We start from the raw sequence: 14,105 nt of genomic DNA, 5'->3' as shown, positions 1-14,105 counted from the left end.
CCCGTCGGGCACCTGCCGCGTGATCGGATCCGCCGCGCCGCCCTCGTCTGCCCGGCGTTAGAGGTCCTCGTGGATCGTGCTGTCCTCGTCGGCGCGGCGGATGGTGCGCAGGGCGTGGCCCGGGTGCCAGACCTGGAAGACGATGTGCGGGTCCTCGATGGTGATGCGTACGACCTCGGACAGTTCCGCACGGAAGAGATGGAAGCGCTCGGGCGCCTCGCCGCCGGAGACGCCCTCCGCGTAGCGCGCGAACTCCTCCGCATCCGTCACCTCGACCGCCCGCCCCGACACACGGACGTCGCCGCCGTGCATGCCGGTGCCCGTGCCGGGATTGGCGTACATCGAGAAGCGAGGGTCCCGGCGCAGATCGAGCGCCTTGCGGGAGCCGATCATCATGCCCAGCCACAGCTCGTCGCCGCGGAAGTCACCCTCCAGACCGGTCAGCCGGGGCGAGCCGTCGGGGCGGATAGTGGCCAGCACATGGTGTTTGAAGGCACCGAAGCGGGCGCGGACGGTGTCGGCGAACTCGGGTTCGGCGGCATGGAAGGCCGCCCAGCTCACAGTCATACGGACATGCTCACGCCGATATGAGACATCTTCTGTCCGGATTCGGCCGGGCGGAGCTGTGGGCGGTCACGGCTATGGGGCCACGGCTTGTGCGGCGTCACGGCAGCAGGAGGTGACGCCCCGTGCGAGGTGCGGCGGCCCGTTCACGGACAGCGGTTCGGCTTCACCGGCCTTCTGCGCGCCCGACCCTGCTGCACCGGTATTCGCGCCAGCGCCGCCTTCGCCGACGGCGAGAGCCGGTGATGCTCGGCAGCCGCACCGAGCACCGCGATCGCACGCCGGTCCCCCAGCGCGCCCAGGCCCTGCACACATGCCTCGGCGATCGGCCAGTAGTGCACGGGTCCCATCAGCAGCCGCTGGAGTACGGAGATCAGGGTCGGAACGGACTCGGGCGCACGTAACGCCGTCAGCAGCCGCACTGCGTGCAGCGCGTAGCCGGTGCGCAGTTCGTTGGTCGCGAGGGCCGCGGCGGCTCGGGCCGTACGGGGGTCGCGCAGTCGTGCCAGGGCGTGGGCGGCGGTGGCACAGCGCACGGGATCGCGGTAGTTCAGCATGAAGATCAGCGTCTCGAAGCTTCGCCTGTCGCCGCCGCTGCCCAGCGCGAACGCGGCCACCTCCCGCGCCCACAACGGGCGTTGGCTCTCCGCCAGCACCGACGCCAGCTCGTCGCGCGCCGCGGGAGTGTCCTCCCTGGCGAGTGCGACCAGCCGTTCGTACTCGACGGGATCCGCCTCTGCCCGTACGCGATCGATCAACGATCGGAATGCGTCGCCCACTTACGCTCCCTCCCCCACGTGCTCCGTCCCACAGCCCTGGAAGTGCCATACCCCTGGCGCATTGGTTACCCACGAGTTAAGGTTGCTCGTCAGAGCGGAACCCCCGCTCAGGCGGCCTGGTGACGCAGCCGCCCGAGAGTGAAGTCGGTTCGGCGGGGGTCCGGGACGCGGCACACCACCGCGAGACGGCCCGGACAGCACCGCACTCGGTACGGAACGGCCCCTGGGACAGGGCCGGTTGATCCCGTGCCGGTCCTTTCTGCCGCCCTGTTCACTCACTTCCCCGTTTCGAACCTTCGATCTCGAACCTTCGATTCGCCGGATACAGGACCGCCGGTTCTGTCCGATTCTTCCGTTCCGCGGTCCCGGACCGCCGGTTCCTCCGCTGCCGCGCCCGCTGTTGCGCGGCGGCGCACACCCTCATCGTCAGTCGTCACATCAGAGGAGTCCCGTGATGGACCGTCCGCCTCTGCACACCATCGCCGTCGTCGGCCTCGGCACCATGGGCACCGGCATCGCCGACGTACTCGCCCGGGCAGGCCGCGAGGTCATCGGCATCGACATCAGCGACACCGCCGCGCGCAACGCCACCGCCGCCTTCGAGGCGTCCACCGCCCGCGCCGTACAGCGCGAGCGCATGACGGAGGACGAGCGGCGCAGCGCCCTCGCCCGCTTCCGTACCTTCACCGAACTGGAGGCCGCCGCCGAAGCGGAACTCGTCATCGAGGTGGTGCCGGAGGACTACGACACCAAGTGCCAGGTGTTCGCCGCGCTCGACACCGTCGTCAAGCCGGACACCATCCTCGCGACAGGGACCAACGCGCTGTCCGTGACGCGGCTCGCGGCCGACTCCGACCGTCCCGAACGCGTCCTGGGGCTGCACTTCTTCCACCCCGCACAGGCGATGAAGCTCGTCGAGGTCGTCTCCTCCGTACTGACCTCGCCAGAGGCCGTCGCCGCGGTGACCGACCTGGCGCGGGAACTGGGCAAGGAACCCGTCGCGGTCGGCGACCGCCCCGGATTCGTCGCCGACGGGCTGCTGTTCGGCTACCTCAACCAGGCCGCCGCGATGTACGAGTCGCGCTACGCCAGCCGCGAGGACATCGACAACGCCATGCGGCTGGGCTGCGGACTGCCCATGGGGCCGCTGGCGCTGCTCGACCTCATCGGGATCGACACCGCCCGTACCGTGCTCGACGCGATGTACGCCGACTCCCACGACCGCCTCCACGCGCCGGCGCCCATCCTGCGCCAGCTCAGCGACGCCGGCCTCACCGGGCAGAAGGCCGGGCGGGGCTTCTACACCTACGACGCCCCCGGCTCGTCCGTCACCGTCGCCGACTCCGAGACCCCCGACGGGGACGCCGCCCGCGGCCGGGGCCGTCCCGTCTCCGCCGTCGGAGTCGCCGGCTCCGGCACCATGGCGAGCGGCATCGCCGAGGTCTTCGCCAAGGCCGGATACGACACGGTGCTCGCGGCACGCAGTGAGGAGAAGGCCGAGAAGGCCAAGGCCCGCATCGCCAAGTCCTTCGAACGGGCCGTGAAGAAGGGGCGGTTGAGCGAGGAGTACCGGGACGCGGCGCTCGCCCGCATCACCCCCGCCGGATCGCTGGACTCACTGGTAGGCGTCGACCTGGCGGTCGAGGCGGTGGCGGAGGACCTGGCCGTCAAGCGGGAGCTGTTCGCCAGGCTCGACGAGGTGTGCAAGCCGGGCGCGGTGCTGGCCACGACCACCAGTTCCCTCCCGGTGGTCGCCTGCGCCCGTGCCACGTCCCGCCCGCAGGACGTCGTCGGCATGCACTTCTTCAACCCGGCGCCCGCGATGAAGCTCGTGGAGGTCGTGCGTACGGTCCTCACCGGCGACGAGGCGCACGCCACGGTGCGCGAGGTGTGCGGCGCCATCCGCAAGCACCCCGTGGACTGCGGCGACCGTGCGGGGTTCATCGTGAACGCGCTGCTGTTCCCGTACCTCAACAACGCCGTGAAGATGGTCGAGCAGCACTACGCCTCCCTCGACGACATCGACGCCGCGATGCGCCTCGGCGGCGGCTATCCGATGGGGCCCTTCGAGCTTCTGGACGTCGTCGGCCTGGACGTCTCGCTCGCCATCGAGCAGGTGCTGCACCGGGAGTTCCGCGACCCGGGGCTGGCGCCCGCGCCGCTGCTGGAGCACCTGGTGGCGGCGGGCTGCCTCGGCCGCAAGACGGGACGGGGTTTCCGCGAGTACGCACGTCGGTGACGCGTGAGGTGAAGTGGGACAACCGGTGGGGCGGGCTGCTTGAGCCCTCAGGCGACAGCCCGCCCCCCGAGTCCGTCACGGCATGTAACGTTCCCTGCATGTCAGACACCGCGAAGCCGTCCCGTTCGCATGCCGCGTCCTCCCAGCGCCTAAGGATGCGCCGCGAGTTGGCGGCGGCGGCCATGGAACTCTTCGCGACGAAAGGTTACGAGGCGACGACGGTCGACGAGATCGCGGCGACGGCCGGAGTCGCCCGCCGCACCTTCTTCCGGCACTTCCGCGCCAAGGAAGAAGCGATCTTCCCCGACCACGACGACACCCTCGTCAGGGCACAGGCCGTACTGGAGGCCGCGCCCCCGCACGAGAACCCCCTCGACACCGTCTGCCGCGGCATCAAAGAGGTCATGCGGATGTACGCGGCCTCGCCGAAGGGAAGCGTCGAACGCTACAAGCTGACCCGCGAGGTCCCGGCGCTGCGCGAACGGGAGATCGCCTCCGTGGCCCGCTACGAGCGGCTGTTCACGCGCTATCTCCTCGGCCACTTCGACGAGGCGGCCCACCGCGACGGCGACGACGACCCGCTCCTCGCGGAGGTCGCCGCCTCCGCGGTCGTCACGGCGCACAACCACGTGCTGCGGCGCTGGCTGCGCAGCGGCGCCGTCGGCGACGTGGAGGCACAGCTCGACCACGCCTTCGCGATCGTACGCAGGACGTTCGGCACGGGATTCGGCGCGAACCGGCTGGCGTCGCCCGAGCCCGGCCTCGGCACGGGGACGCCGGGCGGCGCCGGCGCGGAGACCAGGCGGGAGGACGAGGTGCTGGTCACCGTGGCGCGCACGGACACTCCCATCGGCGAGATCATGCGCACGATCGAGCAGGCGCTGCGGGACTGACCCACGCCGGGTCCGGGTCCGGTCGTCCGATGGTCCGCGCCCGGTCCGCGCAGGCGACTACGGAAACGGAACCGGACCCGGAACAGGGGCCCGGGTCCCGCGTGGCCGGGCCGGGCCGCACTCTCACCGCCGGGAGCCGCCGGAGGCCGTGCCCACGTTCGTAGCGTCGGCGCACTCCCGGGGCAGCGTGACCTTCCCCGGCTTGCGGTCGAAGGTGTCCATCATCGCCCACTCGTCCAGTTCCGGGTCGTAGAGATTCTGGACGCCGAATTGCAGGACCTGCCAGAACCTGCCCCGGTCGCGCTGGTCGACGTAGATGTCCCCGAGTGCCAGCGGCAGGCGCAGGAACTTCCCCGGAGGCAGCTTCGGCAGGACGACACCGGCCCTCCAGTGGTTCACATGCCGCCGGGGGTTCCGCTGAAGGATCTCCCGCCCCACGAACCGTGATCGCTTGAGGAATCCGTTCAGTTCGCTCAGACCGAGCCCGGGGATCTTCGAGCACGTGTGGTCCCTGAGGTTGGGCCACTTGTAGGTCAGCGTGTAGAGGTCGCCGCGGTAGATCAGGTTCGTGAACCAGATCGGATACTGCGGGCCTCCCGCGATCATCTGGCTGTCGCCGTTCCTCCCCCGCCAGCGGAACGGCACCGTGATCCCCAGGTCACGTACGACCCATTTGCCCTTGCCGCTGAAGTCACGCGGGAGACGGGGCGGTCGGGGCTCCTTCGCGCCGTGGCCCTTCGCGGCGGCGGTCTCGTCCGGCGGGGTGGTTGCGGTCCGCGTCGCGGCGCCCGCGCCCTCCGGCGGCGCGGCCGTGACGATGACGGCTGCCACCGCGGCGAGCGCGGCGGAGACGACCGTACGACGTCTGCGTGTCCGACCCATGGGTCTCCCTCTGCTTTCGGTCGCGCGCCTTCGCAGGCGCGAAGTCAAAAGGGCTGTGATGGGTCGAGACGGTCCCCTGGGCCGCGGAGGGCGAAACCGGCGTTAGGCCGTGGCCTGTTCGGCTCAACCAGGCCCGGAAGGCGGCCCGCACCCCGGGAAGCGCGACGGCCGCCGGGCGCCAACGCCCTTGTCGCGCAGGCGGATTGGCCCGTAGCGGCGGCACGGGACGGAGACCGGCGGCCGGTTTCGGGTGCCCCGCTCGCCGACGAGACCCCGGGCGGTGCTCATGCGTGCGCCACCTCACGACAAGTGAGAGAAATTCTTGGCACGCAGTGTCTTGTGTCCTGGCACTGGGTGTCATACCTTGTTCCACGTCCGGGCGCTGTCCCAACGGCACGACACCCGTCCGTGCCCGGACGCCTGCGTCACAGGCACCCCGCGCTCACCAGCGCAGCCAACAGCATCACCCCGCCGAACCGACGGCTCTGCCTCACACCCGACGACCCTCAAAGCGTCTCCTTCCACAGCGCTTCGCCGGAGGCATCACCGTGAACAAGATCCTCGACGCGATCCTCGCGTCAGACACCACAGCCGAAGACTTCGCGAACCTTCCGCTCCCGGAGTCCTACCGCGCAGTGACCGTCCACCGGGACGAGGCCGAGATGTTCGACGGCCTACCCTCCCGTGAGAAGGACCCCCGCAAGTCCCTCCATGTCGACGAGGTGCCCGTGCCCGAACTGGGGCCCGGCGAGGCGCTGGTGGCCGTCATGGCCTCCTCCGTCAACTACAACTCCGTGTGGACGTCGCTCTTCGAGCCCGTGTCCACCTTCGCCTTCCTGGAGCGCTACGGGCGGCTCTCGCCGCTGGCCAAGCGCCACGACCTGCCGTACCACGTCATCGGCTCCGACCTGGCCGGGGTCGTGCTCCGCACCGGAGCGGGCGTGAACTCCTGGAAGCCCGGCGACGAGGTCGTGGCGCACTGCCTCTCCGTCGAACTGGAGTCGGCCGACGGGCACAACGACACGATGCTCGACCCGGAGCAGCGCATCTGGGGCTTCGAGACCAACTTCGGCGGGCTCGCCGAGATCGCGCTGGTCAAGTCGAACCAGCTCATGCCCAAGCCCGGCCATCTGAGCTGGGAGGAGGCCGCGGCACCCGGCCTCGTCAACTCCACCGCCTACCGGCAGCTCGTCTCCCGTAACGGCGCCGGGATGAAGCAGGGCGACAACGTCCTCATCTGGGGCGCCAGCGGCGGACTGGGCTCCTACGCGACGCAGTTCGCGCTCGCCGGCGGCGCCAACCCCATCTGCGTCGTCTCCAGCGAACAGAAGGCGGACATCTGCCGGCGCATGGGCGCCGAGGCGATCATCGACCGCAGCGCCGAGGGCTACAAGTTCTGGAAGGACGAGCACAACCAGGACCCGAGGGAGTGGAAGCGCTTCGGCAAGCGCATCCGCGAACTGACCGGCGGCGAGGACGTCGACATCGTCTTCGAGCACCCCGGGCGGGAGACCTTCGGCGCCAGCGTCTACGTCACGCGCAAGGGCGGCACCATCGTCACCTGCGCCTCCACCTCCGGCTACCAGCACACCTACGACAACCGCTACCTGTGGATGTCGCTGAAGCGGATCGTCGGTTCGCACTTCGCCAACTACCGCGAGGCGTGGGAGGCCAACCGCCTCATCTCCAAGGGGAAGATCCACCCGACGCTCTCCAAGACGTACCACCTGGAGGAGACGGGCCAGGCCGCACACGACGTGCACCGCAACGTCCACCAGGGCAAGGTCGGCGTCCTCGCGCTGGCCCCCGAGGAGGGCCTGGGGGTGCGCGACGAGGCCAAGCGGGCCAAGCACCTGGACGCCATCAACCTGTTCCGCGAGGCCGACAGCGGCCGGAGCAGCGGCAAGGCCGCGTGACCCGGGATGACGAACCGAGGGGAGAGCGCTGACGCGGGCGCTACGGGTCCCGCAGGCGCACGCAGGGCGAAGGACAGGCCCTGGCTCATGCGCACCTACGCGGGCCATTCCACCGCCGAGGCGTCCAACGAGCTGTACCGGCGCAACCTCGCCAAGGGCCAGACGGGGCTCTCGGTCGCCTTCGACCTGCCGACGCAGACCGGCTACGACCCCGACCACGTCCTCGCCCGCGGCGAGGTCGGCAGGGTCGGGGTGCCGGTCTCCCATGTCGCGGACATGCGGCGGCTGTTCGAGGGCATCCCGCTGGAGCAGATGAACACCTCGATGACGATCAACGCCACAGCCATGTGGCTGCTGGCGCTCTACCAGGTCGTCGCCGAGGAGCACGGCGCGGACGTCTCCAAGCTCCAGGGGACGACGCAGAACGACATCGTCAAGGAGTACCTCTCGCGGGGCACGCATGTCTTCCCGCCGGGGCCCTCGCTCCGGCTGACCACGGACATGATCGCCTACACGGTCGCCCGCATCCCCAAGTGGAACCCGATCAACATCTGTAGCTACCACCTCCAGGAGGCCGGTGCCACGCCGGTCCAGGAGATCGCGTACGCGATGAGCACGGCGGTCGCCGTACTCGACGCCGTACGGGACTCCGGGCAGGTGCCGCAGGAGCGGATGGGCGACGTGGTGGCGCGCATCTCCTTCTTCGTCAACGCGGGCGTCCGCTTCGTCGAGGAGATGTGCAAGATGCGGGCGTTCACCCGCATCTGGGACCGGATCACGCGTGAGCGGTACGGCATCGCCGATCCCAAGCAGCGCCGCTTCCGCTACGGCGTACAGGTCAACTCCCTGGGCCTGACCGAGGCGCAGCCGGAGAACAACGTCCAGCGGATCGTGCTGGAGATGCTGGCCGTCACCCTCTCCAAGGACGCGCGTGCCCGCGCCGTTCAACTGCCCGCCTGGAACGAGGCGCTGGGTCTGCCGCGGCCGTGGGACCAGCAGTGGTCGCTGCGCATCCAGCAGGTCCTGGCGCTGGAGAGCGACCTGCTGGAGTACGACGACATCTTCGCCGGATCGCATGTCGTCGAGGCCAAGGTGGACGAACTCGTCGAGGCGTCCCTGGCCGAGATGGAGCACATCGAGAAGCTCGGCGGCGCGATGGCCGCGGTCGAATCGGGCTATCTGAAGTCGCAGTTGGTCTCCTCGCACGCCGAGCGGCGCGGCCGTATCGAGTCCGGCGAGGAGAAGATCGTCGGCGTCAACTGCTACGAGGCGACGGAGCCAAGCCCGCTCACGGCCGATCTGGAGACGGCGATTCACAGCGTCGATCCGGCTACCGAGGCGCAGGTCGCCGAGGCGGTCGGGCGCTGGCGTGCCGAGCGGGACGCCTCGGGCGAAGGGGCCGCGCAGCGCGCCCTCCAGCGCCTGAAGGACACCGCCGCCACGGACGCCAACCTGATGGAGGCGACGCTGGAGTGCGCCCGCGCCGGCGTCACCACCGGCGAGTGGGCAGGCGCTCTGCGGGAGGTGTTCGGGGAGTTCCGTGCGCCTACGGGGGTCAGCAGCGCGCCGGTGGCGGTGCCCGCCGAGGAGGGCTCCGCGCTCGCCGACGTGCGCCGCCGCGTGGAGCTGACCGCCGCTGAACTGGGCGTCGGCAAACTGCGGCTGCTGGTTGGCAAGCCCGGCCTGGACGGGCACAGCAACGGTGCCGAGCAGATCGCCGTGAGGGCCCGCGACGCGGGCTTCGAGGTGGTCTATCAGGGCATCCGGCTCACGCCCGAGCAGATCGCCTCGGCCGCCGTCGCCGAGGACGTCCACTGCGTGGGCCTGTCGATCCTCTCCGGCTCGCACGCCGAACTCGTACCGGACGTGCTGCGGCGGCTGCACAAGGCCGGCGCCGAGGACGTGCCCGTCGTCGTCGGCGGCATCATCCCCGCGGGCGACGCCGCCGCCCTGCGCGAGGCAGGAGTGGCGGCCGTCTTCACGCCGAAGGACTTCGGCATCACGGAGATCATCGGCCGTATCGTCAACGAAATCCGCACAGCGAACAAGCTCGACCCCCTGGAGGTCCCCGCATGACAGCCCCGTCGCCGGACGCCGGCCAGGCATCCCGCCGTCTGCGCCCCCGGCGCTCCTGCCTGGCCGTGCCCGGCAGCAACCCGCGCTTCCTGGAGAAGGCGCAGGGCCTCCCCGCGGACCAGGTCTTCCTCGACCTGGAGGACGCGTGTCGCCGCTGGCCAAGCCGGACGCCCGGCACACCATCGTGAAGTTCCTCAACGAGGGCGACTGGAGCGGCAAGACAAGGGTCGTGCGGGTCAACGACTGGACGACGCACTGGACTTACCGCGACGTCGTCACCGTCGTCGAGGGCGCCGGGCAGAACCTCGACTGCATCATGCTGCCGAAGGTCCAGGACGCCCAGCAGGTGCAGGCCCTGGACATGCTGCTCACGCAGATCGAGAAGACCATGGGCTTCGAGGTGGGCCGCATCGGCATCGAGGCGCAGATCGAGAACGCCAAGGGCCTGGTGAACGTCGACGAGATCGCCGCGTCGTCGCCGCGTATGGAGACGATCGTCTTCGGGCCCGCGGACTTCATGGCGTCGATCAACATGAAGTCCCTCGTCGTCGGCGAACAGCCGCCGGGCTACCCGTCGGACGCGTACCACTACATCCTGATGCGGATCCTGATGGCCGCCCGCACCCACGACCTCCAGGCCATCGACGGCCCGTATCTGATGATCAAGAACGTCGACGGCTTCCGCGAGGTGGCGCAGCGTGCCGCCGCGCTCGGCTACGACGGCAAGTGGGTGCTGCACCCCGGTCAGGTCGAGGCGTCCAACGAGATCTTCTCCCCCTCCCAGGAGGACTACGACCACGCCGAGATGATCCTCGACGCCTACGAGTACTTCACGTCCGAGCAGGGCGGCAAGAAGGGCTCGGCGATGCTCGGCGACGAGATGATCGACGAGGCCAGCCGCAAGATGGCCCTGGTCGTCGCGGGCAAGGGCCGTGCCGCCGGGATGTCCCGCACGACGAGCTTCGAAGCACCGGAGGGCTGAGCGAGATGCAATTCGGCCGCACCTACGAGGAGTTCACCGTCGGGGACGTCTACCGGCACTGGCCCGGCAAGACCGTCACGGAGTACGACGACCACCTGTTCTGCCTGCTGACGATGAACCACCACCCGCTCCACATGGACAGCAACTACGCGGAGAAGACCACCGACTTCGGAAAGAACGTCGTCGTCGGCAACTACGTCTACTCGCTGCTGCTGGGCATGTCCGTCCCGGACGTCTCGGGGAAGGCCATCGCCAACCTGGAGATCGAGTCGCTCAAGCACGTCGCGCCGACCTTCCACGGCGACACGATCTACGGCGAGACCACCGTCCTGGACAAGATCCCGTCGAAGTCGAAGAGCGACCGCGGCATCGTCCACGTCGAGACCAAGGGCTACAACCAGGACGGCACCCTCGTGTGCGTGTTCCGGCGCAAGGTGATGGTGCCGACGGAGACCTACGTGAAGGAAAGGGGAGGAGAGCAGCCGGGCCGCCCCGAACTGCGCGAGGGCCCCGGCAAGGGAGGAAAGTGAGATGGGACGGCTCGCACAGACCGAAGGTCTCACCGAGATCCAGCAGGAGATCCTCGCCACAGTGCGCGGCTTCGTCGACAAGGAGATCCTCCCGGTCGCCACGGAGCTGGAGCACCGCGATGAGTACCCGACGGAGATAGTCGAAGGGCTCAAGGAACTGGGCCTGTTCGGCCTGATGATCCCCGAGGAGTACGGCGGGCTCGGTGAGTCGCTGCTCACGTACGCGCTGTGCGTGGAGGAGATCGCCCGCGGCTGGATGAGCGTCTCGGGCATCATCAACACCCACTTCATCGTTGCGTACATGCTCAAACAGCACGGCACCCAGGAGCAGAAGGACCACTTCCTGCCGAGGATGGCCACGGGCGAGGTGCGCGGCGCCTTCTCCATGTCGGAGCCGGGACTGGGCTCGGATGTTTCGGCCATCTCCTCCAAGGGCGTACGCGACGGCGCCGACGGCGACTTCGTGCTCAACGGGCAGAAGATGTGGCTCACCAACGGAGGCTCGTCGACGCTGGTCGCGGTGTTGTGCCGTACCGACGAGGGCCTGCCCGAGGGTTCGCCGCCGCACAAGTCGATGACGACGTTCCTGGTGGAGAAGGAGCCCGGCTTCGGCGAGGTGCGCCCCGGGCTGACCATCCCCGGCAAGATCGACAAGATGGGCTACAAGGGCGTCGACACCACCGAACTCGTCATGCAGGACCTGCGGGTTCCCGCGGACCGGGTGCTCGGCGGCGAGACCGGCCGCGGCTTCTACCAGATGATGGACGGCGTCGAAGTCGGCCGCGTCAATGTCGCGGCGCGTGGCTGCGGAGTCGCACAGCGTGCCTTCGAGCTGGGCATCGACTACGCACAGCAACGGCATACTTTCGGAAAGCCCATCGCTCAGCACCAGGCGATCCAGTTCAAGCTGGCCGAAATGGGGACGAAGGTCGAGGCCGCCCATGCGCTGATGGTCGGCGCGGCCCGCAAGAAAGACGCCGGTCAGCGCAACGATCTCGAGGCCGGCATGGCCAAATACCTCGCCTCCGAATACTGCAAGGAGGTCGTGGAGGACGCGTTTCGCATCCACGGCGGGTACGGTTTCTCGAAGGAGTACGAGATCGAGCGCCTCTACCGGGAGGCGCCGATGCTCTTGATCGGTGAAGGAACCGCCGAGATCCAGAAAATGATCGTAGGCCGCCGCCTGTTGGAGGAGTACCGCTTCCAGGGGTGATGTCCCTTTTCAGGATGTTTTCCTGCCGGTCGGGACGCCATCCCGATCCGGGATCAGGGGCACGGACTGTCGTACTGGCTTGGCCAGTTGCCATCCGTAACCGATAACATCCCGGAAAGCCGCCGTCCCCCGAGCAGCCGCGGCTCCCTCCGCTACGAAGGTCATACATGCCCCACAGCCCATCCTCTGCACCCCGCGGACGAGTCCGCATCGCGCGCGGAGCGTCGCCGTGGCTTCTGCCGACCGTCGCCACGGCGGCCGTCGCACTCCTCCGCGCACGCCGCTCGAAGAGAGCGGCGGCCGTCGCCGTACCGGCGACCGCGCTCGCGGCAGGCATGCTCTGGTTCTTCCGCGACCCGGAGCGTGAGATCGCACAGGGACGCGTCATCTCTCCGGCCGACGGAGTGGTGCAGAGCATCATGCCGTGGCACGACGGCCGTACCCGCGTCGCGATCTTCATGAGCCCGCTCAACGTGCACGTCAACCGCGCCCCGCTCGCGGGCACCGTGGCCTCGGTGGAGCACGTCCCCGGTGGCTATGTGCCGGCCTTCAACAAGGAGAGCGAGAACAACGAGCGCGTGATCTGGCACTTCGACACCGAGATCGGCGATGTGGAGATGATCCAGATCGCCGGTGCGGTGGCGCGCCGGATCGTTCCGTACGTGCCGCAGGGCTGCAAGGTCGAACAGGGCGACCGCGTGGGGCTGATCCGCTTCGGGTCCCGCGTCGACATCTACCTCCCCGAGGGCGTCGAGGCCGGCGTCGAGGTCGGGCAGGCCACGACCGCGGGGGTGACTCGTCTTGACCGTGATTGATCCCGATACACAGGCCGCCGCCTGGGTCGCCGAGGCCGAGGCGGACGACGACGAGATGCCGCTGTCCACGCGGCTGTCGATAGCGGACACACTGACGCTCGGCAACGCCACGTGCGGCTTCATGGCGGTGTACTTCACCACCACCGGCGTCCTCATCCCGCATCTGACGGGCAGCGAGGACGGCGGGATGGCGCGGCACAGCGCCGCGACCGCGGTGATGCTGATGCTGCTGGCGTCCGTGTTCGACCTCTTCGACGGGCTCGTGGCGCGCAAGCTGCGCAGCTCGGCGATGGGCGCGGAGCTGGACAACCTCTCCGACCTCATCAGCTTCGGCCTCGCACCCGCCTACTTCGTGGCCACGTGGGGCATGGTCGCCAACGACGCGAACCAGCAGGTGTCGGTGGTGGCCGCCGTCGTGGTGCTGCTGGCGGTGGTGCTGCGCCTCGCGAGATTCTCGTGCGTGCCGATGCGTGACGGGATGTTCCAGGGCATGCCCGGCCCGTTCGGTGCGCTGACGGTCGTGTCGATCGTGCTGCTGGAGCTGCCGTTCGTGCCGACGCTGCTGGCCATCATGGGTGTGGCGTGGCTCATGGTCAGCCGCGTCGAGTATCCGAAGCCACGGGGACGGCTGGCGGTGGCGATGCTCGGCTGGATCGTCGCCAGCATGGGGCTGCTGGCGGCCTGGGCCTTCGACGCCCCGGGCGGCGAGCTGCTGCTTCAGACCGGCTGTGCGCTCCAGGTCGTACTGGGCGCGGTCATCCCGCTGTTCGCCACGGCCCGCCGTGTGCACACCTTCCGCGACAACCGCCGCGAGGCGCGGACTGCCGCGCAGGGATAGCGAATCGGACTTCGCGGCGCGCGGCGAGGCGCGGAGGCGACGACGGCGCCGGCTCGACAACGGCGCGCCGACTCAACAGCGCTGGGGCCCGGGTTTCCGCCCGGGCCCCAGCGCCGGCACTCGACGACGACCGCACCGTGCACATCGACCGGTGCGACGTAGCCGCCGCGAACCCGCATACGGTACGCCTGCGTTCCGGCGCGGGCCGCTGCGCCGCTGCGACCGGCTGGTCATGCCCCCGGCCCGGGGTGGCGCGCCGGAACGCCGGGCAGTGGCAGGCCCGTTGAGTCTCACGGCGGAGTACGCTGGCAATACCAAGGGCTTTCCGTGCACTGCTTTCCCATACGGGTGTCGTTCTTGGTGATCGAAGACACCGGG

At 69.4% G+C, this 14,105-nt stretch carries 11 protein-coding genes and 1 pseudogene; 9 read left to right on the top strand and 3 right to left on the bottom strand.

Features of this window, described 5'->3' with window-relative positions:
- Window positions 1-57 precede the first annotated feature (57 nt).
- Window positions 58-567, bottom strand: a complete 510-nt coding sequence (locus tag MMA15_RS24355) for a pyridoxamine 5'-phosphate oxidase family protein (protein ID WP_241062317.1) — start codon at window positions 565-567, stop codon at window positions 58-60.
- Between the two features lie 143 nt (window positions 568-710).
- Complete coding sequence (locus tag MMA15_RS24350; protein ID WP_241062316.1) at window positions 711-1,343, bottom strand: HEAT repeat domain-containing protein; 633 nt, start codon at window positions 1,341-1,343, stop codon at window positions 711-713.
- Window positions 1,344-1,797: 454 nt separating this feature from the next.
- On the opposite strand from MMA15_RS24350, the gene MMA15_RS24345 reads away from it, so the two are divergent.
- Together MMA15_RS24345 and MMA15_RS24340 are read left to right on the top strand one after the other, a co-directional pair.
- The gene (locus MMA15_RS24345) at window positions 1,798-3,582 is read left to right on the top strand and encodes a 3-hydroxyacyl-CoA dehydrogenase family protein (RefSeq protein WP_241062315.1); all 1,785 of its coding nucleotides are present in this window, start codon (window positions 1,798-1,800) and stop codon (window positions 3,580-3,582) included.
- Window positions 3,583-3,680: 98 nt separating this feature from the next.
- Window positions 3,681-4,475, top strand: a complete 795-nt coding sequence (locus MMA15_RS24340; protein ID WP_241062314.1) for a TetR family transcriptional regulator — start codon at window positions 3,681-3,683, stop codon at window positions 4,473-4,475.
- Between the two features lie 123 nt (window positions 4,476-4,598).
- On the opposite strand, the gene MMA15_RS24335 is transcribed toward MMA15_RS24340, so the two are convergent.
- Window positions 4,599-5,357, bottom strand: coding sequence for a hypothetical protein (locus MMA15_RS24335; protein WP_241062313.1), 759 nt, complete (start codon window positions 5,355-5,357; stop codon window positions 4,599-4,601).
- Between the two features lie 548 nt (window positions 5,358-5,905).
- Here MMA15_RS24335 and ccrA point away from each other — a divergent pair.
- The 7 genes and pseudogenes from ccrA (at window position 5,906) to pssA (ending at window position 13,727) form a co-directional block, all read left to right on the top strand.
- Window positions 5,906-7,273, top strand: a complete 1,368-nt coding sequence (ccrA, locus tag MMA15_RS24330) for a crotonyl-CoA carboxylase/reductase (protein ID WP_241062312.1) — start codon at window positions 5,906-5,908, stop codon at window positions 7,271-7,273.
- Between the two features lie 6 nt (window positions 7,274-7,279).
- Window positions 7,280-9,349 (top strand): ethylmalonyl-CoA mutase, encoded by a 2,070-nt coding sequence (locus MMA15_RS24325; protein WP_277400527.1) that lies wholly within the window; start codon window positions 7,280-7,282, stop codon window positions 9,347-9,349.
- Window positions 9,346-10,331: pseudogene (locus MMA15_RS24320) on the top strand (HpcH/HpaI aldolase/citrate lyase family protein). Before MMA15_RS24325 ends, MMA15_RS24320 begins: the two are co-directional and overlap by 4 nt.
- Window positions 10,332-10,336: 5 nt before the next feature.
- Window positions 10,337-10,861 carry a MaoC family dehydratase gene (locus MMA15_RS24315; protein ID WP_241062310.1) on the top strand — a complete coding sequence of 175 codons (525 nt, stop codon included), beginning with the start codon at window positions 10,337-10,339 and terminating at the stop codon, window positions 10,859-10,861.
- A 1-nt stretch (window position 10,862) separates the two neighbouring features.
- Window positions 10,863-12,074 carry an acyl-CoA dehydrogenase family protein gene (locus tag MMA15_RS24310; RefSeq protein ID WP_241062309.1) on the top strand — a complete coding sequence of 404 codons (1,212 nt, stop codon included), beginning with the start codon at window positions 10,863-10,865 and terminating at the stop codon, window positions 12,072-12,074.
- Window positions 12,075-12,241: 167 nt separating this feature from the next.
- Window positions 12,242-12,889: a phosphatidylserine decarboxylase gene (locus MMA15_RS24305; RefSeq protein ID WP_241062308.1), complete on the top strand. Its 648-nt coding sequence runs from the start codon at window positions 12,242-12,244 to the stop codon at window positions 12,887-12,889.
- Window positions 12,876-13,727: a CDP-diacylglycerol--serine O-phosphatidyltransferase gene (pssA, locus tag MMA15_RS24300; RefSeq protein WP_241062307.1), complete on the top strand. Its 852-nt coding sequence runs from the start codon at window positions 12,876-12,878 to the stop codon at window positions 13,725-13,727. The genes MMA15_RS24305 and pssA overlap by 14 nt, the downstream gene beginning before the upstream one ends.
- The last annotated feature ends 378 nt before the right edge of the window (window positions 13,728-14,105 follow it).

The organism is Streptomyces marispadix, assembly GCF_022524345.1.
GTDB classification, from domain to species: Bacteria; Actinomycetota; Actinomycetes; order Streptomycetales; family Streptomycetaceae; genus Streptomyces; species Streptomyces marispadix.
This window is presented reverse-complemented; position numbering and strand designations above follow the sequence as displayed.